The following is a 24280-nucleotide window of genomic DNA, read 5'->3' as shown; positions in this document are numbered from 1 at the left end:
AAGATGGAGTTAGATCTTCAACCTGGGGACGTAGTTAAAGTCCTCGAATCAGCAGCTTTAGGATGGGTTCGTGCAAGAGTCATCAGAGTTAAGTCTGGTGGAAGAGTCGTCGTACAAAGTGACCAAGGCAGAGAATTTACCGCTAGAGGCAACCAAGTAAGATTGATAGAACCTGCTGGTTTTAGGCCTCAAAAATAACTATTTCAGTAAATCCTCAAATTAATAAATTTTTTTTATTACAACAACATTAATTAAGTATTATGATCTGATAATTTTAAGAATGAAGTTCTAAATAAATCTAGAACAAAACTCTGGGACCGTAGTTCAACTGGTTAGAGCACCGCCCTGTCACGGCGGAAGTTGCGGGTTCGAATCCCGTCGGTCCCGTTTTTTCTAAAAAAAATTTGGAAAAACGTTTAAGATTAGCCCCGAGTCCTACAGGTTTATTTCATATTGGGACAGCTCGAACAGCATTATTCAACTGGTTGTATGCACAGAAAATAGGCGGAAAGTTTCTCATCAGAATAGAAGATACAGATTTTCTTCGATCTAAATCGGAATACACAAAAAATATATTAGAGGGCTTGAAATGGCTTGGACTTGTATGGGATGAAGAACCTATAAAGCAAAGTGGTCGAATTTCGATTCACAAAAAATACATCAAAAGGCTATTAGAAAGTGGAGCTGCATATAGATGCTTCACAACAGAAGAGGAGATTTCTAAATTAAGAGAAGAACAAAAAAATAAAGGATTACCTCCAAAGCATGATAATAGACATAGAAATCTTTCAAAAGAAGAAATAGAAACATTCATATCCCAAGGGAAGACTTCAGTAATAAGGTTTAAGATTGATGAAAAAATACAAATTACATGGGTAGATAAGATAAGAGGTGAAATCAAATGGCAAGGGAAGGACTTGGGTGGTGATTTGGTTTTATCAAGAAGGGCAATGGGATATGAAGTTGGAGATCCTTTGTACAATCTTGCAGTTGTAGTTGATGATAACTTCATGAATATTACTCATGTAGTAAGAGGTGAAGACCATATCTCGAATACTGCAAAACAAATATTGATTTATAAAGCATTAGATTTTAAATTACCAACGTTTTCACATACACCGCTAATACTAAATAGCGAAGGGAAAAAATTATCTAAGAGAGATTGCGTTACTTCAATCGACGAATTTAGAGATATGGGATATTTACCTGAGGCCTTAGCAAACTATATGGCCTTTTTAGGTTGGTCCCCAAAATCTGCCGGCAGTGAAATACTTTCAATAGATGAGATATCTGAAATTTTTGACTTATCAGACATCAATAAAGCTGGAGCTAAATTCAGTTGGGAAAAACTCAACTGGATTAATTCTCAATATATAAAAAAGATGGAATCAATAAAGTTAAGTGAGATCATAAGAGGATACTGGGCTGATATGGGTTGGGTTCCTCCATCTCAAGAGTGGGGTGATAAATTAGCAATGTTGCTTAGAGACTCTATAACCCTTTTAAAAGATTCCATTGATCAATCAAAGCCATTTTTCTTATTACCTCCAATTCAAAAAGAGGGTCAAGATTTTCTCGAAAATAAGGAAAGCAAAGCAGCTCTAAAACTTATCTTAAATTATTTAATTGAGCAAAATTCTTTAAAAATAAACAAAGATAAAGCCAAGGACATAATAAATGAAATTTCAAAATCACATAATGTAAAAAAAGGAATTTTAATGAAATCATTAAGAGTGGCATTCTTTGGTTGTCTTAGTGGGCCAGATTTAATTCAAAGTTGGGAACTCTTTTCAGAGAGTAAAAGTGATATATCACGAATTGAAAGATGTCTTAAAGAAATCTAATTTTTTTTTTGTCCTAATTCAAGCAGATTCGCCAAAGGTTTAGCTGTAAGACCTTGAATTCCTACTGTCATCAATATAGTAAGAAACACTAAACCTTGAAGACGTCCAGCTCCAAGGATACCAGCCTGTTCTAATCTGATAGAAAAAAGAGAGGCTACCGCTGCAGTAACAATACCTCTTGGGGCTAACCAGGCTAAAAATACTTTTTCTTTTAAGGCTAATTCTCTTCCCATTGTGGCTATCCAGATAGAGATGGGACGAATAATTACCATTAACATAAAAACGCAAACAACCCCTCCCCAACCTAGCGGACTTAATTCACCCCAGGAAACATCAGCTGCCAAAAGAGGGAAAAGAACTGTTATCGCTAATTGAGCTAATTCGCCTATTAGATTATCCAATCTCTCCTTATCTATTACTTCTCTTTTGCCAACAATAAAACCTGCCGCGACTGAAGCAGGCAATCCTGATTCTGGCAAAAAATATTCACAAATTCCATACACAAGAAAAATAAATCCAAGAGTAACTTGAAGCTCTATGCCAAATGAGGCTTCATTTTTTATTTTTTTTAAAATTTCTGATAGTAACCATCCTGCGCTTAATCCGATTAAAACTCCACCCCCTAATCTTTGCATTAATGCAATAAATACATCTTTAATCCCATGTAGGTCCCCTAAAGTTAGCTCTAAAAGTAATAATGCTAGTACTGCGCCAATTGGTTCAAGTAACAACCCTTCAGCTTTTAAAACATCCGAAAGAGGGGAAGCTAATTTTATTTGTTCAACTAATGGAGAGACAACCGTTGGTCCAGTAGCTAAAATTATGGCACTATATATTCCTGCAACTTGCCATGAAAGGCCTGCCAGCCAATGAGCAATAAAAATTCCAGCTGATAATGAAATAAAGAGTCTTGTCAATGAAATTTTCAAAACAGTATTTCTTATATTCCCCTCAGGCAGTTTTAAATTTAGTCCCCCTTCAAATAGAACCAAACAGACTAAAAGTCCTACAATAGTTTCAAGCCCTTGTCCGAGATCTAAAGGCTCAACAAGTCCTAAACCTGATCTTCCGATGAATAATCCAGAAAGCAATAAAATAACTACACTGGGGAATCCTGTAAAAGAAGAAAATAATCGAGCACAAGCGCCTGCAAATACAGTTATTCCCCAAAGTAATCCAAGCCTTTCAGGCGTCATATAAAATTATAAATAATAAAGATATTAATTATTTTGATTAAATCAATAATCTTATCGCAAGTCCATTAAATACAATACTTTTTAATTTAATTAATCAGCTGAACAAAACTTAATTATATTAAATCTCTTAAAATTACTTTTAATTGAAGTGAATTTGATTTCTATTAAGAAAATTGGCTTATTAAAGCAATAATAATAAAAATTATTCCTATACCAATAGTTGCCATTCTTCCATTCCATATTTCAGCTTGCGGGGTAAACCCTCTTTTCCATAAATTCAGTTCCTGCTTATCAACAAGGTTTTTTGTTTCTTTAATCTCAATTTTAGGTTGTTTGTTCATTGAAGTTAGAAAGGAGGATTTTCTTCATAAAGGGTATTCGCTTGTTCAATTGATAGTCTTCCAGATACGCCTAATTTAAGGGAACTTAAATGATCCTTAAATTTGACCCTGAACAACGCTGCTGCTCCAATCATCGCGGCATTATCTGTACAAAGATTAAGGGGAGCTAAATGAACTTTAATAGATTTTTTACTAGCTTCATTAATCATCATTTTTCTTAATGTATTATTAGCCGCCACTCCACCAACGACAACAACATTTTCCAAGCTATGATCTATTGCACATCTTATAGTTCTCTCTACCAAGACCTCTGCCACTACTCTCTCAAAACTTGCAGCAATATCAGGAACTGGGACAGTCTTCCCGTCTAAATTTATTTTCTCAACTAGTCTTAATACAGCAGTTTTTAGACCACTAAAAGAGAAATCATATTTAAGAAATCCGCCCCTTTTATCAGAAATCCTACACTTTGGTAAATTAAATTTCATAGGGTCTCCATTTTTAGCAATCTTTTCAATTGCCGGTCCTCCTGGATAACTAAGACCTAATAATCTTCCAACTTTATCAAAGGCTTCTCCAGCGGCATCATCAAAACTTTTTCCAAGTCTTTGCATTCTCCTTCTATCATCAACCTTTATTAATTCTGTATGTCCGCCACTCACAAGTAATGTAAGAAAAGATTTCTTTGGATAGTTTTCTGAAAATAGAATTGAAGATAAATGTCCCTCTAAATGATGAATTCCCAAAAATGGCTTTGAATATAACATGCAAAGTGATCTTGCAGTTATAGATCCCACTCGCAAACATCCAACTAATCCAGGAGCTACAGTTGATGCAATATAATCAACTTCCTCAATTTTGATTTTAGATGCTGTCAAAGCCTTTTCTAAAACAAAAGGTAATAGCTCTAGATGCTTTCTAGCTGCAAGTTCAGGAACAACTCCTCCCCATTTGGAATGATCTTCAATTTGAGATGCAATGATATTTGAATGAATTATGAAATTTTCGCCAATATTAGAAACTATTGAGACAGATGTCTCATCACAACTTGTTTCAATAGCTAAAACTTTACCCATATTTGGTTCAACTTGTTCTATTTTAATATTAATTTCTTAATTAACACACTATTAGGAATTAAAGATTGCAACTTATGAAATTCTTTTTTTCAATCATAACCTCGTTTTTTCTGTTCCTAGGCATTACTCCAATTGCCTTTGCTGCTAATGGCCCTGCCTTAAACGCAGACAGAGCAAGCACAGAATATACTGCATCAGCACTCAATAAATGCTCTGAAAACCCAAAGTTCATTGAGAGAGCAAGTTCTGCTACTACTCAAAAAGACATAGCAAGATTTGAAAGGTATGGCAAAGCATCTTGCGGAGATGATGGCTTACCTCATTTAATTTTGGGAGCCCCATTAGAACCATGGGGAGCGCTTTTAAACAGAGGCCATGAAGGAGACCTTCTTATTCCAGGCACAATATTTATTTATATTGCTGGCATAATTGGTTGGTCAGGAAGAGAGTATCTAATTGAATCTAAAAAGACTAAAAATCCTGCTGACATGGAAATCTTTATAGACTTCGCGCTAGCCCAAAAATGTCTTATAAAAGGAGCCCAGTGGCCCTTACTTGCAAACAAGCAAGGAAGAAGTGGAGAACTTAGAGAATCAGATAAAAACATTACTCTAAATGGTCCACGCTAAACCTCAACTTAAATATTTATCTTAAAAACATGTTCAAACTATTTAGTACAAAATACATGAGATCAGCTCCTGTTGTTGCAGCAGCATGGATTACTATGACCGCAGGAATTATCATTGAATTTAATAGATTTTTTCCAGACTTATTATTCCATCCAATGAGTTGATAAATGAGAGAATAGTTAAGTTTTTATTAACTTGATTATTCTCTTAGCTGTTTCATCAACATTGTGATTTGTTAACTCAAAATCAAATTGATTTGATTCTGAAATCTCATAACTAGCCCTTAAGAGTCTTTTTTTAATTGCCTCTTCTTTTTCTGTACCCCTATTTCTTATTCTTCTCTCTAACTCTGCTTTATCCGGAGGAAGTAAAAATATTGAAAGGGATTCAGGAAACTTTTCCTTTATTTGCTTTGCACCTTCCACTTCAATTTCAAGTAAAACGGTAAATCCCTTTTTGATTTTCTGATTGACCGAAGATAAAGGCGTTCCATAATAGTTTCCAGCAAATTGAGCCCATTCAAGAAAAAGGTTTTGTTCAATCATTTCTTTAAACTTTTCTTGATTCAAAAAGTAATAATTTTCTCCCTCCTTCTCTCCCTCTCTAGGTTCTCTAGTAGTTGCAGATATTGAAAGCGAAATATTTTCATCTTTACCTAATATTTCTTTAACAACAGTTCCTTTACCCACCCCGCTAGGTCCGGTAAGAATAATGAGTTTTTTTTGATTTTTCATATAAAAAAGTTTTACAGTAAAATGAACATCTTATGAATCAAAAAGAAATAATGCAAAAAGGTGTTCCGCAGATAATGGATATTACATCGATTAGATCTGTCTTGCATTATTTAACAAAAAACATTTTACCTACAAAGTTTGAAACTGCCCAACAACCAGAGCCTAATACTATTCAATTATGTTTCAGAGGAGTTGATTCTCAAACTTGGTTAGAAGTTTCATGGAATGGTGACTCTCCCAGAATACTAAAGATAAATAAGCCAGAAAAGATTGGAAGAGAAAGTACACTTTCTAAACAAATAAGATACGGATTAAAATATATGGCTTTAATTTCGATTAATCAAGATGATTTCGAAAGAGTTATAAAATTTGGTTTTGCAAAAAAACCTGGAGATGAAATTAGCAAGTATTTAATTTTTGAGTTAATGGGAAAACATAGTAATATTTTTTATTTGGATAATAAACATAAAATAATCGCAGTAGGTAAGCAAATTAATTCAAGTCAATCTAGTTTTAGAACAATTTCAACAGGATTAATTTATTCTAACCCTCCAGTCAATCTCAAAAAACAACCTAGAGAAGATGAGTCTTTTGAATCATGGAAAGAATCAATTTCAACAGTGCCTGAGTCTTTGAAATACTGTTTAATAAATACCTACCAAGGAGTAAGCCCTATCCTCACAAAACAATTAGAGGTGTTTAGTAACACTAGCTATTCGGAAATAATGGAAAAAAATATTGATTTAATTAGCGATGCGAACTTAAAGGAGATATTTAAAAGTTGGAAGATATGGATAAATAGGTTTAAAAACAATAACTTTAATTTTTCCATATTTAATAAATTTTTTTATTGCGTTTGGTTTTTAGATAAAGAAATTAACTGTGAAAATAATATAGATTTATGCACCGGTATAGAGAATTATTATAATTATCATTTAAAACAAAAAAAACTTGAATTCTTAGTAAATAAAATTGAAGGGTTAATTTTCAAACAAACGAATAATGAGAAAAAGAATTTAAATGTTCAATATGATCTTCTATCAAAGTCAGAAAACTACAATTTATATAAAGAAAAAGCTGATGAGATATTCACAACAAATGAAATCAAAAAACAAGATATTATTAGAGGACAAAAACTATATAAGAAATCAAAAAAGCTAAAAAGATCTAGCGAATTAATAAAAGAAAGACTAAATATTTACAAAACCAATTTGGATAGATTAGATGAATTCACTACACTTCTAGAAAATCTAAATTCTTTAAATCATGAAGATATGATTGTAAAAATTAAACTATTAGAAGAAATTATGGAAGAAATTTGTAACGAGTTTAATATTCATCTAAAGAGGCAACGAGAAGATAAGAAAAGTTCATCTGAGATACAATCTTCACCAATTCAATTTAATACTCCTACAGGATTGAAGCTTCAGGTAGGAAGAAATATGAGGCAAAATGATTTAATAAGCTTTAAGTTTTCAAAAAAGGGCGATCTATGGTTTCATGCACAGGAGTCACCAGGAAGTCATGTGGTTTTAAAGTCTTCATCTCAATCAGCATCTGAACAAGATCTTCAAATTGCTGCAGATCTGGCTGCTTTATTTAGTAAGGCAAAAAGAAACATTAAAGTTCCAATTAATTTAGTAAAGATTAAAGATTTGCAAAAAATAAAAAAAGGAGGACCTGGATGCGTTTCCTTTAAAAATGTAGAAATCATTTGGGGAAATCCTACAAGAGGAGAAGATTACATAAAAAAAAATCTTAAAACAGTAATTTAGTTTATAATAAAAAAAATTTTTAAATCTAAATGTTTGATTTTCTTTTGGGTACTCATGAATTTTTAGGAAATCATAGTTTCCCAGAATTTATTGTTGGATATCTATTTGGCGCTGCATTAATAATTGGAGCTCCTACTGTTTTCTTATTACTTGCCTTCGTTAGTGCTCTAATGAAAACAAATGGGAAAATGGGTGGGTATAGAGAATATGAAACTTATGGCGAATCATCTTTAAATGATGCCCCTCCTTTCTTATTACCAGATCCAACTAATCCGAAATTAAGCAAATAATTAAATTTTTCAAAAAATAAAATTGGACTTTGGCTAAAATAATTTTAAACCTTTTTCTTAAAAGTCTTTATTAAACAATAATGAAAGGTACAGGTCAGAGTGAAAATAAATTTTTAGATACGATGACTTTTAGTGATCATTTAGAAGAGCTTCGTCAAAGAATACTAAACTCAATTTACTCAATACTTATTTCAATATTCATTAGTTTTCTAATTATAAAGCCATTAATATCTTTTTTAGAAATTCCAGCTGGTGATATTCATTTATTACAACTTGCTCCAGGAGAGTTTTTATTTGTCGCTATTAAAGTTGCAGGTTACAGCGGATTAATAGTTTCTATGCCTTATATTTTCTATCAAATAATACTGTTCATTTCACCTGGATTAACAAAACGAGAAAAAAGCCTTATCTTGCCAGCAGTTTTTGGTTCAGGTCTTCTATTTTTTTTGGGATTAATTTTTTCATGGTGGATATTAGTTCCTGCAGCCATAAATTTCTTTATTACTTTCGGTGCTGACATTGTTGAACCAACATGGTCGATAGAGAGATATTTTGATTTCGTTCTCTTATTAATGTCTAGCACTGCATTAGCTTTTCAATTACCAGTATTACAATTTATTCTTGGTTCTCTTGGAATAATTACTACAGAGAAAATGATTTCGAATTGGAAAATAGTTGTAATCTCCTCCGCAATCTTATCTGCAGTTATTACCCCTTCAACAGACCCATTGACAATGTCATTACTTTCTATATCGATTGTGTTTTTATTTTTTGTGGGTACTGGATTGACTTACTTATCAGAAAATCTCAAGTCAAAAACTCTTTCATCTTCTCATTAACATTTAATTGCAAGCTGACAGCTCTACCTAACCTTGGCCTAGCATTGACTTTCTTTAGCCATTCCCTTACCTCCTCTGAGTATCCACCTCTATTTAAAATCTCGATTTTATCAGCTATCGATTTTTTATATTCAACTTCACTTAGAGGAAATGATTCCTGTCCAAGGAATCCCCACATCATTTGAAAATAGACAAATTTTCCTCTTCTAAAGAGTTTAAAGTCATATTTTTTTCCCCAGCGATGAACCAAATAATGAATAACTTCATCTACTAGTAATGGGTTCATTTGAATCAACTAATTAAGACTTCCTAAACTTTTACTTTAAATTATTAAAAGTCCTATCTATTTGCAACAGAAATTAAGCAATTTGATCCATAATAAATATTAAATAACAGAACCAAGTAGCGAATGACTCAATTAAGTTCCAATGATGTCCCTTCAATGGGTCGAAGGCAATTTATGAATCTTCTTACATTTGGTACTGCAACTGGTGTAGCTTTAGGAGCCCTCTACCCCGTAGCTAATTATTTCATGCCTTTAAGAGCAGGAGGTGGCGGTGGTGGAACTTCTGCTAAAGATGAATTAGGGAATCCAGTAACCAAGACAGGTTGGTTGGCTACCCATCAAGCAGGAGACAGAAGCCTAGTGCAGGGTCTAAAAGGAGATCCAACTTATTTAATAGTTAATGAGGGTGGGGAAATAGGAGAATTTGGTTTAAATGCAATTTGTACTCATTTAGGTTGCGTTGTCCCATGGGATAGTGGCGCTAACAAATTTATATGTCCTTGTCATGGCAGTCAATACGATACAAATGGGAAGGTAGTCAGAGGTCCTGCTCCTTTATCTTTAGCTCTAGCTCATGTCGATATTGAAGATGATTCTGTTCTTGTAAAACAATGGTCAGAAACTGACTTTAGAACTAATGAAAATCCTTGGTGGGCATAAAAAAATGAATGATCTTAAAAATCAAATCATGAAAAAAACAACTTTATTCATCTTCACTCTGCTCTTCATTTCGAGCATTGTATTTTATCCTAAGACCACTTTTGCTTATCCATTTTGGGCTCAGCAAAACTACGAATCCCCAAGAGAAGCCACAGGAAAGATAGTCTGTGCTAATTGTCATCTAGCTCAGATGCCCACTATTGCAGAAGTTCCACAATCTGTTGGTGCCGATAGTGTTTTCAAAGCTGTTGTTAAAATACCTTACAAAAATGACTTAAAAGAGATTGGGGCGGATGGTTCTGAAGTTCCATTACAAGTTGGTGCTGTTGTAATGCTGCCTAATGGCTTCAAACTTGCTCCACAAGAAAGATGGACCGAAGAAATTAAAGAGGAAACAGAAGGGGTATATTTCACAAATTACAGTGAAGAGAAAGATAATATCATCATTGTTGGACCGTTGCCTGGCGATACCAATAAAGAAATCGTTTTTCCTGTACTTTCCCCTGATCCATCCACCAATAAAGAATATCACTATGGTAAATACTCATTACATATCGGAGGCAATAGAGGTAGAGGTCAGGTTTACCCAACTGGAGAAAAAAGCAATAACCTAGTATTTACCTCTTCCACCTCAGGAACTATTAATTCAATTGACACAATTGAGGATGGTAGCTATAAGGTCAATATAGAAAACGAGAATGGTGAGATAACAACTGAAGCAGTACCTGTTGGTCCTCAACTTATTGTAAAAGCACAAGACAAAATCAATGCAGGTGACCCTCTTACTAATGATCCAAACGTTGGCGGCTTTGGGCAATTAGATGCTGAAGTTGTACTTCAGAGCCCTTATAGAGTAATTGGATTGATTGCATTCTTTATTGGTGTAGGTCTAACACAAATACTTTTAGTGTTAAAGAAAAAACAAGTAGAAAAAGTGCAGGCAGCAGAGGGTATTTAACTTTCTTTAGATGCTTACATTGCAAGCTTTTATACAATCTCCAGGAGACACTTTTTTAGATTTAGGATTTATAACTATTAGATGGTATGGTTTGCTTATTTCAATTTCAGTCTTAATAGGCCTATTTATCTCTAAAAAACTTGCACAGGCAAGGAATATTAACCCAGACTACATAAGTGAAATACTTCCATTATTAATAATCTTTTCAATAATTGGAGCTAGAGCTTATTACGTAATCTTTGAGTGGCGGCAATATAGTGGAGATAACTTTTTTACTTCTTTAGAACTATTCAATAACACAATTCAAATACCTTCTTTTCTGGCAGTTTGGGAAGGAGGCATAGCAATCCATGGAGGTCTAATTGGAGGATTATTATCTATTATCTATTTCTGCAAGTCGAAAAATATTCATTTAAAAACTTATATAGATGTATTAATACCCTCGATTATTCTTGGACAATCCATAGGAAGGTGGGGCAATTTTTTCAATAATGAAGCCTTTGGGGTTCCGACAAATTTGCCTTGGAAATTATTTATACCTATCCAAAATAGGCCTTTAGAATTTATTAATTACGAATTTTTTCATCCTACTTTTCTCTATGAGTCATTGTGGAATCTTTTGATTTTCATCCTGCTTATTTTTATCTTTAATAAACAGAATAAATCAGATTTTTTTAGGCCTGGCTTTATTAGCTGTCTTTATTTAATAAGTTATAGCTTTGGAAGATTCTGGATTGAAAGTTTAAGAACTGACCCACTATGTATTGGTGGACTTCCCCCTTACTGTAGTGGCGGTATAAGAATGGCTCAATTTATAAGTATTTTTCTATTTTCTTCTGGATTAATTGGAATATTTTTTTTAAAATTAAGAACATATAGTGGTAAAAATAGAAAGAATGGATAAAAAAATATCCTTTATTGGAGTTGGTCCAGGCGATCCAGAGTTATTAACACTAAAAGCTTTAAAAAAGATAAAAATTGCAGATGTCATTATTTGGACAGACTCTCTAATCCCTAAAAAGATTTTAGATTTTTCTAAAGAAGGTTCTGAAAAAATAAAAACTAGTTCGCTTACCTTGGAGCAAATCACGTCAATTATGATAGAAAAATTTCAATCAGGTAAAACTGTTATAAGGTTGCATGATGGAGACCCTTGTCTTTTTGGAGCAATTAGAGAACAAATCGAAATTTTAAAAAAAGAAGAAATTGAAATCGAAGTTGTTCCTGGTGTTAGTGCTTTTCAAGTCGCTGCTGCATATCATGAGGCTGAGTTGACTATACCTGACGTAACGCAAACAATAATTTTAACTAGAGCGGGAGGAAGAACAGGTATGCCCGATAAAGAATCTCTAAAAGATCTTGCGAAACACAATTCCTCTTTGTGTCTTTATCTAAGTGCTAGGCATGTAAAAAGGTCTCAAGAAACTTTACTAGAATTTTATCCTCCAGAGACTAAAGTGATTGTTGGATTCAGAGTATCTTGGGATGATGGTTGGACATCATTAATAGAATTAAAAGATATGGAAAAATTTTCTATTGAAAAAAAATTAATTAGAACAACTATTTATATAATTAGCCCTGCAATTAAGAATTCTCAGAACAGATCTAATCTTTATAATCCATCTTATAGGCATCTCTTTAGAAATAAATAATCTTAAAGTTGATAGAAAAATATTAATCACTATAATTAGTAAAAAATTTACTTGCTTTGAAAGATATTAAATCTGTTTCGAAAGACAATAATAAAAGAGAAAATTCCTCTTTAAAGAGAATTGGAAACTTTATTAAAGAGGCAAGGATTAGTCAAGATCAATCTATAGAAGAATTGGCTTCTGATTTAAAAATCGGAGTCCATCAACTTATAGCCATCGAAGAAGGAAATGAAGAAAAGCTACCTGAAAAAGTATTTGTCAAAGCAATGGTTCGTAGGATTTCACAGAAGCTAAAACTTGATACTAAATTCATAATAGATGAATTCAAGACAGATAAGAAAGAGGTAAAAATTGAAGAAATAGTCGAAGAAGTCTCACAAAAAAATCATAAATCGGAACAATCTAAGAATCAGTATCCAGTAGGGTTCGGAATATTTATTTTAATTTCAGGATTTCTCGGACTAATCGCCTCGTCCTTAATTTTCAATTTATTTTCAGAGCCTTTTCAGAATCAAACTCCAAAACAAGAACTTATCAAAAAAACTAAATAACTTTTAAATCCAAATTCTTTAGATCTTTTATTACATTACCGCATAATCTTAAGTTCCATTTTTCAAGGAGAAGATCATGATTTCTATTTAAAGGTACAAGTTCGAATTTAATAATATTTCCCTGCAATTTTATTTGAACTGAGGAGATAACCTTATCAGGTCTTTGATCAAGCGATGCTGCTAGTCTCAAAATTAACGACATTTCAAGAACTAGTGTTTTATCCTCTTTAGATATTAAATTTTGCCAAGACTCATGCCTTTTCTTGGGTAAAGTCTTTCTATGGTATCTGGCGATAGAAGCAATAATATTTGTTTCTGCCTCAGAATATCCTAACAACTCGCAATTTTTTATTAAGTACCAAGAGTGCTTGTGATAAGAACCAATATTTACGTATTTCCCACAATTATAAAGATTAGAAGCTGCCCACAGAAATTCTTTAGCTTTAGAGTCATTATCAGTATGAAGGATATTTTTAGTTTGATCATAGATTTGAAAGGCAATATCGATAACTTTCTCAGATCTTTTCTTATCAACTCCAAACTTACTGGCCTGATGAACTACAGTTGTTTTTCTAATATTACTTTGAATATTTAATTCGTTTTTTATTATCCCTTTACGAAGCATCCAATCAACAACCAACCCTTCTCTTAATGACCTTTCACTTATAGTTAATTCATTAAAGTTCAACATCTCCATTGAAGTATTTAATATCAATGCCCCTGGAATAATTATTTCTGCTCTTCTCTCACTTAATGAAGGTATTTTCTTGATTTGCGAAACTGGCATTTTAATTAGTTTTCCCAAAACATTCTGTAAATTTTCCCTATTAAATTTATACCCATGCATCTTTTGTTTAGATTCTCCTAAATCATCTAAAATCAGATTTCCTAATGAAGTTGCAGTCCCACTTGTTGCAATCATAGATAAAGGCTTATTTCCATTAGATCTACTTTTTATTTTTCGAACGGATGGTTCTAAAGATCCTTGAATAAAAGTTGTTAGGAAATTCGATCTTTCTATATTTATAGGATCTTTATTTAAAAAATCATTCTTAAGTCTTACCGCACCAACTTTTGCACTTGTAAGAGCTATTGCATCTCTTTTATCTGCAAGTATTAATTCTGTAGATCCTCCTCCTATATCAATGATTACATAAGACTGATCTTCAAAAGCCATACCAGATAGGACCCCAAGATAAATTAACCTGGCTTCCTCTGATCCACTTATCAATTCTATTTTAATATCAGTTTCATCAAGAACTCTTCTAACAAAATCTTGACCATTTGGAGCTTCCCTAACTGCGCTTGTTGCTGCTGTTACTATTTGATTTACTCCATTACTTTTACAATATTCCTTAAATCGCTTAAGAGTAACTAAGGCCCTTTGGATTGATTCTTCAGTAAGATTTCCCTCTTCATCTCTTTCTCCAAGACGAGTAGTTGACTTATCAGTGAATTTTATTGAAAATGATTTTAAATCTTGATTAATTTCTGCCACTAAAAGATGTGTAGAGTTAGTCCCAATATCGATTGAGGCTACTAAAGTTTGCTTTTCTTGAAAATATCTTGAATCTTTTTTCTTTATCATTGATTTCTATAAGATGCACAACATATCTTTAATCCATTAATAAATATACTCAATATTGATTATTAAATAATAGAAATCACTGAATCCTATTAAGATTATTTAAAGTTATGAAATATACAATGGTAATATGCAAAATAAAAATCAAGCAATTAAATTAACCACTTTTTTTGAATTACTAAGGTGGGATAAGCCCACTGGCAGAATGATCTTACTTATTCCTGCTGGATGGAGTTTATATTTAACGCCAGGGGCTAATCCAACATTTTTAATGTTGTTAAGAATAATACTTGGAGGACTATTAGTAAGTGGATTAGGCTGCGTGGTTAATGATATTTGGGATAAAAAAATTGATCAAAAAGTTGTTAGGACTAAACATAGACCTCTAGCTGCAAATAAAATCAGTCTCAAAACGGCTTATGTAATTCTTTTCCTTTTAATTTTATGTAGTTTCTTTTTAACCTTGTCACTACCAGAACCTGGCATGATCCTTTCCATTAAACTTGCTTTTTTAGCTTTGCCAATCATTTTAATTTATCCTTCTGCCAAAAGGTGGTTTAAGTATCCTCAATTAATATTGTCTATATGCTGGGGTTTTGCAGTCTTAATTCCTTGGGCAGCAAATGAAGGGAATTTGAATAGTGTTGTTTTATTATTTTGCTGGCTAGCTACCATTTTCTGGACTTTTGGTTTTGACACGGTTTATGCTTTAGCAGATAAAAAATATGATATCGAAATTGGAATAAATAGTTCAGCTGTTAACTTACAGAACAATACAAAAATAACTATTCAAATTTGTTATTTTTTAACCTCTGTTTTTCTCGCATCATGTGGATTAATTAATCAAATGGATTTTATATTTTGGCCAATTTGGATAATAACTTCAATCTTAATGCAGAAAGATATATTAGGAGTATTTCCTGAGAAAAAGCAATCTATTAAAAACATTGGTAATCACTTCAAAAAACAATCAATTTATGGAGGAGCACTTTTATTGGGAATTATTATTGCCTCATAAATTCTAAATATGGTTATTAGATTAAAAAAAGGAGATCAAGTTGATATTTTGGCTCCAGGCTCCTTTATTGATGATGAAGAAAATCTTAAAAAAGGCATAGAAATCTTAAAAAACTGGGGCTTGAAAATTAATCAAAATAATTCTCTATCAAAAAGATATGGTTATTTTGCAGGAGATGATCTAACTAGATTTAAAGAACTTGAAAAAGCACAAAATAGTAAGCTAATCATTTTTGCAAAAGGAGGCTGGGGTTCATCAAGAATATTAGAAAAAAACCCTTCTTGGGGGAATGGATTAATGCTTGGATTCTCAGATACATGTTCTTTATTACTATCTAAATATTCTCAAGGATTTATTGGTTCTATTCATGGGCCCATGGTTGCAAGTCTTTTCAAAGAGCCAGAGTGGAGTCTTGAGAGATTAAGAAATTTACTTTTTGAAGGATATGTTGAGGATATAAAAGGGACTCCTTTAAGAGGAGGTAAAGCTAAAGGAGAAATTATAGTTTCTAACTTAACTATTGCCACTTTCTTAATTGGTACTAATCACTTTCCAGATTGCATAGGGAAAATAATAATTTTTGAAGATATTAACGAAGATATTTATAAAATCGATCGTATGTTGACTTACCTTAGAATGACTAAAACACTTACTGATATTGCAGGTATTGGATTTGGAAGTTTTTCTAATGATTGCTGCGACTCTGAATGGAAAGATTTACTAAAAAGCTGCATTATTGAAAGACTGAAAGAATTTAATTTTCCCATTATTTTTGACCTCCCCATTGGCCATATATCGGGAAATGCTTGTATTCCTTTAGGTTATGAAGCCACATTAAATGGTGATAATGGCATCCTTAGTGTTGAAATCCCTTTTTGACTAAGAATTCTTAAAAAAAAGTTTTGCTATTTTCAAATCTATAGGGGATGTAATTTTTATGTTTGAATAATCACCCTCAATAATCTTTACTTTCCAATTAAGCATTTCAAATAGTGAGGCATCATCTGTCACTTCCCAGTTTTTATCAATTGCCATAGTATGGGCTTTTTTTAAGCTATCTACTAAAAAGCCCTGAGGAGTTTGAGCTGCCCATAAATAATTTCTATCTGGTGTTTCTTTAATTAAACCTTCATTATCAACAATCTTTATTGTGTCAGTTACCTTAGTAGCCAAAATAACAGCTTCATTTTTATCTAATTGATTGGCGCATTGGTCTATCAATTCAGGATTAATTAGACATCGAGCACCATCATGAATTAAAACTTTTTTAGCATCTTTTGGCAATGCATTTAAACCATTAAAAACTGAAATTTGTCTGGTATCTCCACCATTAATCCAATGAACTTTTTGGGCAAAGTTCTTTGCTGAATTTAATAATAATTCTTTATCTTTCGGTTGCCCAATTATTCCAACCCAGTTTGTTGCGCTTGCAGAAAATACAGCTTTAAGTGTCCAATAAATCAAGGACTCTCCTTCTAAATCAATAAGTAATTTATTTTTTCCAGCTTTCATTCTGCTACCACTGCCTGCAGCTGGTATTAAAAAGTGCACGATAAAAGGTCTTAATATTTTCTAGACAATTATAAATAAAAACAATATCTTTACACAAATAGTACTACGATTGAAAATTATAAAATTTCACAATGTCCAAAACAGATTCATTATCAGGCAAAGTTGCTTTAATCACTGGAGCTAGCAGAGGAATTGGTAAAGAAATTGCTTTAGAACTAAGCCGCTTAGGAGCAGAAGTTTTTATTAATTACTCTTCATCCGATGAAAAAGCTGAAGAAGTCGTAAATTCAATAAAAAATTCGGGAGGTAAAGCTCATAAATTAAAATTTGATGTTTCAAAAGAGGATTCTGTCAGTTCAGCTTTTGAAGAAATCATAAAAATCAATGGTTCCATTGATATCCTCATTAACAATGCCGGCATTACTAGAGATGGACTATTAATGAGAATGAAATCGGAACAATGGGATGACGTACTAAATACAAACTTAAAAGGAGTTTTTCTTTGTACAAAATATGCTTCAAAATTTATGATGAAAAAAAGAAGTGGTAGTATCGTAAATATTTCATCTGTTGTTGGAATAATTGGGAATCCCGGTCAAGCAAATTATTCTGCAGCGAAAGCTGGAGTTATTGGATTCACCAAAACTTGCGCTAAAGAATTTGCTTCAAGAGGTATAAACGTAAATGCAATAGCTCCCGGTTTCATAGAAACAGAGATGACTGAAAAACTTAATACTGAAGAGATTCTTAAAGTTATTCCTTTAGGGAAATTAGGAAGTTGTACTCAAATTGCAACCTTAGTGTCATTCTTAGTTTCAAGTAATGCAGGAAGTTATATTACAGGACAAACAATTAGTATTGACGGGGGTATGAGTATTTAATTATGTACTTTCGTAAGGTTGGCCCAATTCATCTCTTAACCTTCTAATTTTTTGTAATAGTTTTAGTCTTCGACTTCTAGCAGTTAATGTCAAGAAAAATCTTAGAGGAAAGTATATCAGTGTCATAGCAATCGCGAAGATTGCGGTAAGAGTAAAAATAAGATTATTCGTTTCATCCATATATTAAAGATACTCTTATTTGAATTAATTTGTATGTCTTTTTAAAAAGAAATTCGGCTTTCCCCACTTAATTAAATATCCCTTAAAAATGATTCTATGGGAGATTAGAATAAGATAAAAGATCCAGTAAACATGGCAAAACAGTTAAGTTTTTCTAATAAATCAAGAGAAGCGCTAGAAAAAGGTGTAAATTTCGTAGCTAATGCAGTAAAGGTTACTATTGGACCGAAGGCAAAAAACGTTGTAATAGAGAGAAAATTTGGTTCGCCAGATATAGTTAGAGATGGATCTACAGTTGCTAAAGAGATTGAGATTGAAAACCCTATTTCTAATTTAGGTGCGAAGTTAATAGAACAAGTTGCATCCAAGACAAAAGAGAGTGCTGGTGATGGAACAACAACAGCAACCATTTTGACTCAAAAGATGGTTCAGGAAGGATTAAAAAATATTGCTTCTGGTGCCAGTCCTGTGGAGTTAAAAAAAGGTATGGAGGTAGGTTTAGCTTTTGTTTTAGAAAAATTAAGTTCCAAAAGTATTTCATTAAGTGGTTCTGATATCCAAAAAGTTGCAACAGTTAGTGCAGGCGGTGATGAAGAAATAGGATCTATAATTTCAAAGGCCATGGATATCGTTACTTCAGATGGTGTAATAACTGTTGAAGAATCTCAATCATTAGATACAGAATTAGACATAACTGAAGGAATGTCTTTTGATAGAGGATATAGTTCTCCGTATTTTGTAACAGACCAAGAAAGACAAGTTTGTGAACTTGAAAACCCCAAAATATTAATTACTGACCAGAAAATTTCAACGTTAGCCAACTTAGTTCCAATATTAGAAGAAATTCAGAAATCAGGCTCACCTTTTCTAATTCTTGCTGAAGATATAGAAGGAGAAGCATTAACAACTCTTGTATTGAATAAGAATAGTGGGGTTTTGAATGTAGCTTCCGTAAGAGCTCCATTATTTGGTGAGAGAAGAAAAGCTGCCCTTGAAGATATTGCAATTCTTACAGGGGCTAAGTTAATTAGTGAAGATAAATCAATGACACTAGATCAAGTATCGATTAATGATTTAGGTAAATCAAAAAAAATAACTATCACAAAGGATAAAACTACAATTGTTGCCTTCGAAGACACTAAGGATCTAGTTAAAGCGCGAGTAGAGAAATTAAAGAGAGAAGTCGAGATTACAGAATCAGAATATGATCAGGATAAAATCAATGAAAGGATAGCCAAACTTGCAGGAGGTGTGGCTCTTATAAAAGTAGGAGCTGCAACAGAAACAGAGATGAAGTACAAAAAGTTGAGAATAGAAGATTCCCTTAATGCTACAAAAGCTGCTGTTGAAGAAGGTGTTGTTTCTGGAGGAGGACAAACTTTAATAGAAATATCAGATGAACTTTTCAATTTAAGTCAAAAATCATCTGATGATTTGAGAACAGGGATAAATATAGTAAAAGAAGCCCTTTTAGAACCTACTAAACAAATAGCAAAAAATGCGGGTTTTAATGGCGATGTAGTTGTTTCTGAAATTAAAAGGCTTAACAAAGGCTTTAATGCTAATTCAGGGAAATATGAGGATTTAAAAGAGTCAGGGATATTAGATCCAACCAAAGTAATAAGATTAGCTCTTCAAGATTCAGTATCTATTGCAGCTATGCTTCTTACAACAGAAGTTGCGATTGCTGACATTCCAGAACCTGAAGTTGCAGCCCCTGGAGGACCAGGTGGAGATCCTATGGGAGGAATGGGTGGCATGGGTATGCCAGGAATGGGCGGCATGGGTATGCCAGGTATGGGTGGCATGGGTATGCCAGGAATGGGCGGCATGGGCATGCCAGGCATGGGCGGCATGGGTATGCCAGGTATGATGTAAAAATCTAACTAGCTTTTTTATCTTTATTAATCCACTTTCTTAAATTTTTAATATTAGGCAGTGGTAATTTTTGGGTATCAGTAAGTTGTTTTATTTTATTAGAATCTTGATTTTTGCTAAATATTCCATTACTGCTGAAAGTTTCTAAGACATTTGATTTCGACTTTGTTTCTTCTATATTTTTTGACTTTTTTAATAATTCAAGTTTAATTTGTTCTTGATTTTCCTCTTCATGCTGATTTTCCTTTAGTACTGGAGTATGAATTAATAAATCATTTAAAGAATCAATCCCAAATCTATGGACCCACTTAAGAACAATATTTTCTTTAAGCAAAAAATTATTTTCTAAAGAGGCCTTTTTAAAAACTTCTATTAGATGAATTTTTAAAAGCATGAATTATTTAGTTTAACTTTCTATTTAACAGAGGTCTAATAATAATCAAGGAAAAAACTGTTAAAGAAAATAAAATCGAGATACAACTCTTACAAGTTAAATCACCATAAGGGGCATGTAAAGCCACTAATTCTAAATCCATAGTTTGTGTATAGGCAGTCCTAATAGGTTCAATCGCAAAAGTCAATGGATTTAATGAAGCTAACCACCCAAGCCAATTTGGCATGAAAGATATTGGAGCTAAAGCAGTGCTTGCAAAAAGAAGAGGTAAGTTTATTACAAATATAAGAGCGATTAATTCAATATGCCCCGGCAAAACAAACGCTAAACATAAACTGATCGATGTCACAAAAAGAACTAATAGAATGAGAGTTGTAAATACAATTCCTAAACCATATAAGTTGGGCCATCCATAACCCAAAAAGGATGAAACAATCATTATTACAAAACTCTGAACAAAGCTCAGGATTGTTATGTAAAAGAAAGAAGATAAAACTATGGATAATCTACTGGTTAAAGGAGCCACAAGTAATCTATTAAGAAATCCAAACTCTCTATCAAACATTAAAGGAAGACCTGAGTTAAGGGCTCCGCTAAAAGCAGTAAAAACAATAAGTCCTGCTCCTAAAAAATTCCCATAAGAATCAACTCCTGGTAAAAAACCTTCAGGAGCCTTAGAGAATAGTGCTCCAAATAAAAAAAGCCAAATTATGGGTTGTAATATTCCAGCCAAAAGAGTTGATGGTCTTCTTTTTAGTTGGATAAATAATCTCTTTGTTAAGGCAAATGTTTCTTGATATAAAAAAAATAAATTATACTGTTTTAATTCCATAATTAGAAGTCATTAGTGTTCATTATAGTTAGTTAAACAAAAGTTTTTTTATCGCATTGATTGCTTTGATTCTTTTTTAAGGTCTCTTTTCCCTGCCATAGAAATTTCGGCATCCAATAATGTTTTCCCAGTTGCCTGAAGATATACATCATCCAAGCTTGGCTGACTTTGGGTAAGAGAAAAAATTTCAAACTTTGAGAAGGCTAATTCCACTTTGAGCTTAGTAAGTAAATCTTTTTCCTTATCTGCTACAAAATTTATCGAGAAACCTTGAGCTTCATTTATTATAATCTGACTAATTCCATCTATTGAAGACAAAATTTGACATATATTTTTTGCTTCTTCCTGATTACTAAATTCTTTAACTTTTAAAGTTACTCTATCTCCTCCTAATTTATTTTTGAGTTCTGAAGGAGCCCCTTGTGCTATAACTCTTCCATCATCAATTATTACTAATCTGTCTGCCAATTTATCTATTTCATCTAGATAGTGACTGCTTAAAATAATAGTCATTCCATTATTTCTCAAGTCTTTCAAAAGTTGCCATATAATATTTCTACTTTCAATATCTAAACCAACTGTAGGTTCATCCAATATTAATACTTGGGGCAAATGTAAAAGTCCAGCTGCCAGATCTATTCTTCTTTTCATTCCCCCTGAATAAGTTCCGCACTTACGATCAATCCAATCATTCATTTCTAATTGATCTATTAATTTCTTTATCCTTTCAAATTTTTTGTTTTTGTTGATGTGATATAAATCTGATTGAAAATCTAAAAGCTCTCGTCCAGTTAATATTTTATCAAGTGCAATGTCTTGGGCAACATAACCAATTAATTCTCTAATTTTCCTTGAATTTTTCATCAGATTAATATTATTTATAAAAACTTCTCCACTATCAGGCTCTATTAAAGTAGCGAGTATTTTTATTAGTGTTGATTTGCCAGCACCATTTGGACCTAGTATTCCGAATAATGTGCCAGCTTCAATTTCCATAGATAAATTTTTTAATGCCTTGATATCTGAATAAGATTTTGAGAGCCCTTTAACTTTTATATAATTCATCAAACTAACTATTTACTTAAATAACATTTTACAGCTAATTTAATTACTAAGCATTGATACTATAGAGAAAAATATTTGCATTGATTGCTGCTCAAATTCTACGGATAGTTGGGTTCTTGAAATTAATAACAAAAGACAAATACCAAACATATAGAGAATAGACCACCTAAAAAGAGACTTTGCTCTTGAAAGATCATCAGGAGATTTCTTTAATTCATTTATTAGTTGCAAAAGTCTTCCATTAAATGGCAATAACATAATTCCGTATAAGAGCCCCCCTTCAGGCAAAGCAAAAACTCCCATAATACTCATTAAAACTGTTGCCCATCCGTAACGAGAAATCGCTTTAGCAGTAAAAACAGATCCTTTAACAGAAGGGAGCATAGGAATACCAACAGATGCGTAATCATCCTTCAACAAAATTGCAAGTGCCCAGAAATGAGCTGGAGTCCATAACATTACTAAACCAAACAACCACCAACCACTAAGTCCTACATGCCCTGTGGCAGCAGATGCTCCAACTAAAGGTGGTATTGCACCAGCAACTCCTCCGAAAACAATATTTTTTGTTGTACGAGGTTTCAAAATAACTGTATATAAAATTACGTAGCTAAATAAACCGAGAAGTGTAAGTCCCGCAGCTAAATAATTTACACCGCTTATTAAAAGCATCGAAGCTGCCAAAGTACATGATACTGCAGCTAAAAATACAGTCTCAGATGACAACTTACCTGCTGGCAAGGCTCTTTTGCTAGTTCTTGTCATCCTCTTATCTAATTCCATTTCCCACAAGCAATTAAGAGCTCCAGCAGCTGCTGCTGCCAAAGCTCCGCCTCCTAAAGTACAGATAAGTTTCGGTGAAGACAAAGGCCATTCCTCTGTTAAAGCCATTCCTCCCAAAGTTGTTGCTAGTAAAAGTGGGATTAATCTGGGTTTTGCCACTTCAAGCCAAGGCGGCAAAGTTAATCTTTTTCTTGAAGGTACAACTTCATCCCTAATTGAAGATTTATAGTTCAAGTTTTCTAAGTTACTACTGTTCATGAATTGATACCGACCATTTGGGAATTTAGGGAGTGGTTTAGACCTTTTTTGGTAAAAGGATTTCTAAAAATTAATGTTGTTAATATCGCAATAAATAAAGAGGCGTTAAGTTGATGACCGATAATAAAAATGGGTTCATTTAAATTTGTTTTAATACTTAAAACACCCAAAGCAATTTGGGAAAACAAGAGAAAAATAAGTGCTGAGAGATATTTCCAATTTTCAGTAAGCAAACCTCTCTTATAAATTGCAGTGGCAATAATCAATAGAATTGAAAAAACAATTGGAAAAGCAAATAATTTATGAGTATTTAGAATTAGGCATTGTTTATTAAAAGATAAGCAAATATGTGCTGACCAGGTTGATGAAAGCCTTACTCCAATAAAAGATTGAATAAGAGTAAGTAAAAGAGGAACAAACAATAATAATCTCCACCAAATTAATGGCTCTTCTATTTCGTCATTTTCTAAATTTTGATTTATTGAAATTGTTGTGATAAGAAGTAGAAAAGCTATTAAAAGATGTCCAGTGACAGTATATGAATCAAGCAGGTTTATTACTGTTAAAGCTCCAAAAGATCCTTGGACAATAACTAGAAAAAGTAGTAATGAATAAGTTTTAGGTAACCAATTTGGAATTTTATTTTTCCAAATAATTGAAAGGGCAAATTTAAAAAGAATTAATATTCCAACCAGAAAAGCATCTAGACGATGAAACCACTCTAGAAATACTCTTAGGTTCATATGATTAAAAGGCAAAAAAGATCCATAACATAATGGCCAATCTGGACAAGCAAGTCCAGCCTCCATGACTCTCGTAGCCCCTCCAATTACGATTAGTGCGATGAGTGCAAATACACTATGGCTTCCTAATCTTTTAAAAATTGTCAGATATTTTGATTTATATAATTGGGTATTAATCAAATGGATAAACCTAATATATTTTGCATAATAAATTAGATTCAAAAACCAAACATTAATTAAAAATTAATATGTTTAATTTAAAAAATAATTTACTAACTTAATCTTTTTTCCCTGACAATTAACTCTAAAAAGTTATAAAT

29 protein-coding genes and 1 tRNA gene are annotated in these 24280 nt (G+C 32.7%); 17 read left to right on the top strand and 13 right to left on the bottom strand.

Annotated features, from left to right (window positions below; all coding sequences use genetic code 11):
* The first annotated feature begins 3 nt into the window (after nucleotides 1–3).
* The 3 genes from EU96_RS03895 to gltX all read left to right on the top strand — a co-directional run bounded on the left by EU96_RS03895 (nucleotide 4) and on the right by gltX (nucleotide 1844).
* A complete protein-coding gene (locus tag EU96_RS03895; protein ID WP_002807701.1) occupies nucleotides 4–198 on the top strand; it encodes a hypothetical protein in 195 nt (64 codons plus the stop codon).
* A gap of 115 nt (nucleotides 199–313) precedes the next feature.
* Nucleotides 314–387: transfer RNA gene (locus EU96_RS03900), tRNA-Asp, on the top strand.
* Between the two features lie 17 nt (nucleotides 388–404).
* On the top strand, nucleotides 405–1844 hold the full coding sequence (gene gltX / locus EU96_RS03905) for a glutamate--tRNA ligase (RefSeq protein ID WP_032527014.1): 1440 nt from the start codon (nucleotides 405–407) through the stop codon (nucleotides 1842–1844).
* Here the strand turns inward: gltX and EU96_RS03910 are convergent.
* The 3 genes from EU96_RS03910 to tsaD all read right to left on the bottom strand — a co-directional run bounded on the left by EU96_RS03910 (nucleotide 1841) and on the right by tsaD (nucleotide 4457).
* Nucleotides 1841–3040 (bottom strand): cation:proton antiporter, encoded by a 1200-nt coding sequence (locus tag EU96_RS03910; RefSeq protein ID WP_032526772.1) that lies wholly within the window; start codon nucleotides 3038–3040, stop codon nucleotides 1841–1843. The genes gltX and EU96_RS03910 overlap by 4 nt on opposite strands.
* Before the next feature lie 164 nt (nucleotides 3041–3204).
* Nucleotides 3205–3381 carry a hypothetical protein gene (locus EU96_RS03915; RefSeq protein WP_032526771.1) on the bottom strand — a complete coding sequence of 59 codons (177 nt, stop codon included), beginning with the start codon at nucleotides 3379–3381 and terminating at the stop codon, nucleotides 3205–3207.
* Nucleotides 3382–3386: 5 nt separating this feature from the next.
* Complete coding sequence (gene tsaD / locus EU96_RS03920) at nucleotides 3387–4457, bottom strand: tRNA (adenosine(37)-N6)-threonylcarbamoyltransferase complex transferase subunit TsaD (protein WP_032526770.1); 1071 nt, start codon at nucleotides 4455–4457, stop codon at nucleotides 3387–3389.
* 74 nt (nucleotides 4458–4531) lie between these two features.
* Between tsaD and EU96_RS03925 the strand changes: the two genes are divergently transcribed.
* Together EU96_RS03925 and psaJ are read left to right on the top strand one after the other, a co-directional pair.
* Nucleotides 4532–5086: a photosystem I reaction center subunit III gene (locus EU96_RS03925; RefSeq protein ID WP_032526769.1), complete on the top strand. Its 555-nt coding sequence runs from the start codon at nucleotides 4532–4534 to the stop codon at nucleotides 5084–5086.
* A 29-nt stretch (nucleotides 5087–5115) separates the two neighbouring features.
* Nucleotides 5116–5250, top strand: a complete 135-nt coding sequence (gene psaJ, locus EU96_RS0109230) for a photosystem I reaction center subunit IX (protein WP_011376028.1) — start codon at nucleotides 5116–5118, stop codon at nucleotides 5248–5250.
* Nucleotides 5251–5265: 15 nt separating this feature from the next.
* Here psaJ and gmk read toward each other — a convergent pair whose 3' ends face one another.
* Nucleotides 5266–5820, bottom strand: a complete 555-nt coding sequence (gene gmk / locus EU96_RS03930; protein ID WP_032526768.1) for a guanylate kinase — start codon at nucleotides 5818–5820, stop codon at nucleotides 5266–5268.
* 74 nt (nucleotides 5821–5894) lie between these two features.
* Here gmk and EU96_RS03935 point away from each other — a divergent pair, with 74 nt between their 5' ends.
* The 3 genes from EU96_RS03935 to tatC all read left to right on the top strand — a co-directional run bounded on the left by EU96_RS03935 (nucleotide 5895) and on the right by tatC (nucleotide 8724).
* Nucleotides 5895–7595: an NFACT RNA binding domain-containing protein gene (locus EU96_RS03935; RefSeq protein WP_032527013.1), complete on the top strand. Its 1701-nt coding sequence runs from the start codon at nucleotides 5895–5897 to the stop codon at nucleotides 7593–7595.
* A 29-nt stretch (nucleotides 7596–7624) separates the two neighbouring features.
* The gene (locus EU96_RS03940; RefSeq protein ID WP_011376025.1) at nucleotides 7625–7885 is read left to right on the top strand and encodes a hypothetical protein; all 261 of its coding nucleotides are present in this window, start codon (nucleotides 7625–7627) and stop codon (nucleotides 7883–7885) included.
* Nucleotides 7886–7965: 80 nt separating this feature from the next.
* Entirely contained in the window at nucleotides 7966–8724 is a 759-nt protein-coding gene (gene tatC, locus EU96_RS03945; RefSeq protein WP_032526767.1) for a twin-arginine translocase subunit TatC, read from the top strand.
* On the opposite strand, the gene EU96_RS0109225 is transcribed toward tatC, so the two are convergent.
* Entirely contained in the window at nucleotides 8693–9010 is a 318-nt protein-coding gene (locus EU96_RS0109225) for a DUF3067 family protein (protein ID WP_032527011.1), read from the bottom strand. The genes tatC and EU96_RS0109225 overlap by 32 nt on opposite strands.
* A gap of 123 nt (nucleotides 9011–9133) precedes the next feature.
* Between EU96_RS0109225 and petC the strand changes: the two genes are divergently transcribed.
* The 5 genes from petC to EU96_RS03970 are packed head-to-tail and all read left to right on the top strand — an operon-like array spanning nucleotide 9134 to nucleotide 12831.
* On the top strand, nucleotides 9134–9670 hold the full coding sequence (gene petC / locus EU96_RS03950; RefSeq protein WP_032526766.1) for a cytochrome b6-f complex iron-sulfur subunit: 537 nt from the start codon (nucleotides 9134–9136) through the stop codon (nucleotides 9668–9670).
* Between the two features lie 28 nt (nucleotides 9671–9698).
* Nucleotides 9699–10628, top strand: coding sequence for a cytochrome f (gene petA, locus EU96_RS03955; RefSeq protein WP_241434574.1), 930 nt, complete (start codon nucleotides 9699–9701; stop codon nucleotides 10626–10628).
* Nucleotides 10629–10638: 10 nt separating this feature from the next.
* Nucleotides 10639–11532 (top strand): prolipoprotein diacylglyceryl transferase, encoded by an 894-nt coding sequence (lgt, locus tag EU96_RS03960; protein ID WP_032526765.1) that lies wholly within the window; start codon nucleotides 10639–10641, stop codon nucleotides 11530–11532.
* On the top strand, nucleotides 11525–12280 hold the full coding sequence (cobM, locus tag EU96_RS03965) for a precorrin-4 C(11)-methyltransferase (RefSeq protein ID WP_032527009.1): 756 nt from the start codon (nucleotides 11525–11527) through the stop codon (nucleotides 12278–12280). Before lgt ends, cobM begins: the two co-directional genes overlap by 8 nt.
* A 56-nt stretch (nucleotides 12281–12336) precedes the next feature.
* Complete coding sequence (locus EU96_RS03970) at nucleotides 12337–12831, top strand: helix-turn-helix domain-containing protein (protein WP_032526764.1); 495 nt, start codon at nucleotides 12337–12339, stop codon at nucleotides 12829–12831.
* Here the strand turns inward: EU96_RS03970 and EU96_RS03975 are convergent.
* Nucleotides 12824–14419, bottom strand: a complete 1596-nt coding sequence (locus tag EU96_RS03975) for a Ppx/GppA phosphatase family protein (protein WP_032526763.1) — start codon at nucleotides 14417–14419, stop codon at nucleotides 12824–12826. The genes EU96_RS03970 and EU96_RS03975 overlap by 8 nt on opposite strands.
* Before the next feature lie 127 nt (nucleotides 14420–14546).
* Here EU96_RS03975 and EU96_RS03980 point away from each other — a divergent pair, with 127 nt between their 5' ends.
* Complete coding sequence (locus tag EU96_RS03980) at nucleotides 14547–15434, top strand: 4-hydroxybenzoate polyprenyltransferase (protein ID WP_032526762.1); 888 nt, start codon at nucleotides 14547–14549, stop codon at nucleotides 15432–15434.
* 9 nt (nucleotides 15435–15443) lie between these two features.
* Entirely contained in the window at nucleotides 15444–16313 is an 870-nt protein-coding gene (locus tag EU96_RS03985; RefSeq protein WP_032526761.1) for an LD-carboxypeptidase, read from the top strand.
* Here the strand turns inward: EU96_RS03985 and ispD are convergent, their stop codons facing one another.
* Nucleotides 16314–16985, bottom strand: coding sequence for a 2-C-methyl-D-erythritol 4-phosphate cytidylyltransferase (ispD, locus tag EU96_RS03990; RefSeq protein ID WP_032526760.1), 672 nt, complete (start codon nucleotides 16983–16985; stop codon nucleotides 16314–16316).
* Nucleotides 16986–17077: 92 nt separating this feature from the next.
* Here ispD and fabG point away from each other — a divergent pair, with 92 nt between their 5' ends.
* Nucleotides 17078–17827, top strand: coding sequence for a 3-oxoacyl-[acyl-carrier-protein] reductase (gene fabG / locus EU96_RS03995; protein WP_032526759.1), 750 nt, complete (start codon nucleotides 17078–17080; stop codon nucleotides 17825–17827).
* On the opposite strand, the gene EU96_RS10550 is transcribed toward fabG, so the two are convergent.
* The gene (locus EU96_RS10550) at nucleotides 17828–18007 is read right to left on the bottom strand and encodes a hypothetical protein (protein WP_032526758.1); all 180 of its coding nucleotides are present in this window, start codon (nucleotides 18005–18007) and stop codon (nucleotides 17828–17830) included.
* Between the two features lie 132 nt (nucleotides 18008–18139).
* Between EU96_RS10550 and groL the strand changes: the two genes are divergently transcribed.
* The gene (groL, locus tag EU96_RS04005) at nucleotides 18140–19885 is read left to right on the top strand and encodes a chaperonin GroEL (protein ID WP_032526757.1); all 1746 of its coding nucleotides are present in this window, start codon (nucleotides 18140–18142) and stop codon (nucleotides 19883–19885) included.
* Between the two features lie 4 nt (nucleotides 19886–19889).
* On the opposite strand, the gene EU96_RS04010 is transcribed toward groL, so the two are convergent.
* Genes EU96_RS04010 through EU96_RS04030 form a run of 5 tightly spaced genes read right to left on the bottom strand, consistent with a single transcriptional unit; the run spans nucleotide 19890 to nucleotide 24140 of the window.
* Nucleotides 19890–20279 (bottom strand): hypothetical protein, encoded by a 390-nt coding sequence (locus tag EU96_RS04010; RefSeq protein WP_032526756.1) that lies wholly within the window; start codon nucleotides 20277–20279, stop codon nucleotides 19890–19892.
* 7 nt (nucleotides 20280–20286) lie between these two features.
* The gene (locus tag EU96_RS04015) at nucleotides 20287–21111 is read right to left on the bottom strand and encodes an ABC transporter permease (protein WP_032526755.1); all 825 of its coding nucleotides are present in this window, start codon (nucleotides 21109–21111) and stop codon (nucleotides 20287–20289) included.
* Between the two features lie 48 nt (nucleotides 21112–21159).
* Entirely contained in the window at nucleotides 21160–22176 is a 1017-nt protein-coding gene (locus EU96_RS04020; protein WP_032526754.1) for an ABC transporter ATP-binding protein, read from the bottom strand.
* Between the two features lie 39 nt (nucleotides 22177–22215).
* A complete protein-coding gene (locus EU96_RS04025; RefSeq protein WP_032526753.1) occupies nucleotides 22216–23217 on the bottom strand; it encodes a heme o synthase in 1002 nt (333 codons plus the stop codon).
* Complete coding sequence (locus tag EU96_RS04030) at nucleotides 23214–24140, bottom strand: COX15/CtaA family protein (protein ID WP_032527008.1); 927 nt, start codon at nucleotides 24138–24140, stop codon at nucleotides 23214–23216. Before EU96_RS04030 ends, EU96_RS04025 begins: the two co-directional genes overlap by 4 nt.
* Between the last annotated feature and the right edge of the window lie 140 nt (nucleotides 24141–24280).

It is taken from the genome of Prochlorococcus marinus str. MIT 9302 (genome assembly GCF_000759975.1).
GTDB classification, from domain to species: domain Bacteria; phylum Cyanobacteriota; class Cyanobacteriia; order PCC-6307; family Cyanobiaceae; genus Prochlorococcus_A; species Prochlorococcus_A marinus_M.
This window is presented reverse-complemented; position numbering and strand designations above follow the sequence as displayed.

Excerpts from the sequence above, each read along its gene's own strand:
- EU96_RS03895 (WP_002807701.1), top strand. The coding sequence starts at position 4 with ATGGAGTTAGATCTTCAACCTGGGGACGTAGTTAAAGTCCTCGAATCA.
- EU96_RS03910 (WP_032526772.1), bottom strand. The coding sequence starts at position 3,040 with ATGACGCCTGAAAGGCTTGGATTACTTTGGGGAATAACTGTATTTGCA.
- EU96_RS03915 (WP_032526771.1), bottom strand. The coding sequence starts at position 3,381 with ATGAACAAACAACCTAAAATTGAGATTAAAGAAACAAAAAACCTTGTT.
- tsaD (WP_032526770.1), bottom strand. The coding sequence starts at position 4,457 with ATGGGTAAAGTTTTAGCTATTGAAACAAGTTGTGATGAGACATCTGTC.
- EU96_RS03925 (WP_032526769.1), top strand. The coding sequence starts at position 4,532 with ATGAAATTCTTTTTTTCAATCATAACCTCGTTTTTTCTGTTCCTAGGC.
- psaJ (WP_011376028.1), top strand. The coding sequence starts at position 5,116 with ATGTTCAAACTATTTAGTACAAAATACATGAGATCAGCTCCTGTTGTT.
- gmk (WP_032526768.1), bottom strand. The coding sequence starts at position 5,820 with ATGAAAAATCAAAAAAAACTCATTATTCTTACCGGACCTAGCGGGGTG.
- EU96_RS03935 (WP_032527013.1), top strand. The coding sequence starts at position 5,895 with ATGGATATTACATCGATTAGATCTGTCTTGCATTATTTAACAAAAAAC.
- EU96_RS03940 (WP_011376025.1), top strand. The coding sequence starts at position 7,625 with ATGTTTGATTTTCTTTTGGGTACTCATGAATTTTTAGGAAATCATAGT.
- tatC (WP_032526767.1), top strand. The coding sequence starts at position 7,966 with ATGAAAGGTACAGGTCAGAGTGAAAATAAATTTTTAGATACGATGACT.
- EU96_RS0109225 (WP_032527011.1), bottom strand. The coding sequence starts at position 9,010 with ATGAACCCATTACTAGTAGATGAAGTTATTCATTATTTGGTTCATCGC.
- petC (WP_032526766.1), top strand. The coding sequence starts at position 9,134 with ATGACTCAATTAAGTTCCAATGATGTCCCTTCAATGGGTCGAAGGCAA.
- petA (WP_241434574.1), top strand. The coding sequence starts at position 9,699 with ATGAAAAAAACAACTTTATTCATCTTCACTCTGCTCTTCATTTCGAGC.
- lgt (WP_032526765.1), top strand. The coding sequence starts at position 10,639 with ATGCTTACATTGCAAGCTTTTATACAATCTCCAGGAGACACTTTTTTA.
- cobM (WP_032527009.1), top strand. The coding sequence starts at position 11,525 with ATGGATAAAAAAATATCCTTTATTGGAGTTGGTCCAGGCGATCCAGAG.
- EU96_RS03975 (WP_032526763.1), bottom strand. The coding sequence starts at position 14,419 with ATGATAAAGAAAAAAGATTCAAGATATTTTCAAGAAAAGCAAACTTTA.
- EU96_RS03980 (WP_032526762.1), top strand. The coding sequence starts at position 14,547 with ATGCAAAATAAAAATCAAGCAATTAAATTAACCACTTTTTTTGAATTA.
- EU96_RS03985 (WP_032526761.1), top strand. The coding sequence starts at position 15,444 with ATGGTTATTAGATTAAAAAAAGGAGATCAAGTTGATATTTTGGCTCCA.
- fabG (WP_032526759.1), top strand. The coding sequence starts at position 17,078 with ATGTCCAAAACAGATTCATTATCAGGCAAAGTTGCTTTAATCACTGGA.
- EU96_RS10550 (WP_032526758.1), bottom strand. The coding sequence starts at position 18,007 with ATGGATGAAACGAATAATCTTATTTTTACTCTTACCGCAATCTTCGCG.
- groL (WP_032526757.1), top strand. The coding sequence starts at position 18,140 with ATGGCAAAACAGTTAAGTTTTTCTAATAAATCAAGAGAAGCGCTAGAA.
- EU96_RS04010 (WP_032526756.1), bottom strand. The coding sequence starts at position 20,279 with ATGCTTTTAAAAATTCATCTAATAGAAGTTTTTAAAAAGGCCTCTTTA.
- EU96_RS04015 (WP_032526755.1), bottom strand. The coding sequence starts at position 21,111 with ATGGAATTAAAACAGTATAATTTATTTTTTTTATATCAAGAAACATTT.
- EU96_RS04020 (WP_032526754.1), bottom strand. The coding sequence starts at position 22,176 with ATGAATTATATAAAAGTTAAAGGGCTCTCAAAATCTTATTCAGATATC.
- EU96_RS04025 (WP_032526753.1), bottom strand. The coding sequence starts at position 23,217 with ATGAACAGTAGTAACTTAGAAAACTTGAACTATAAATCTTCAATTAGG.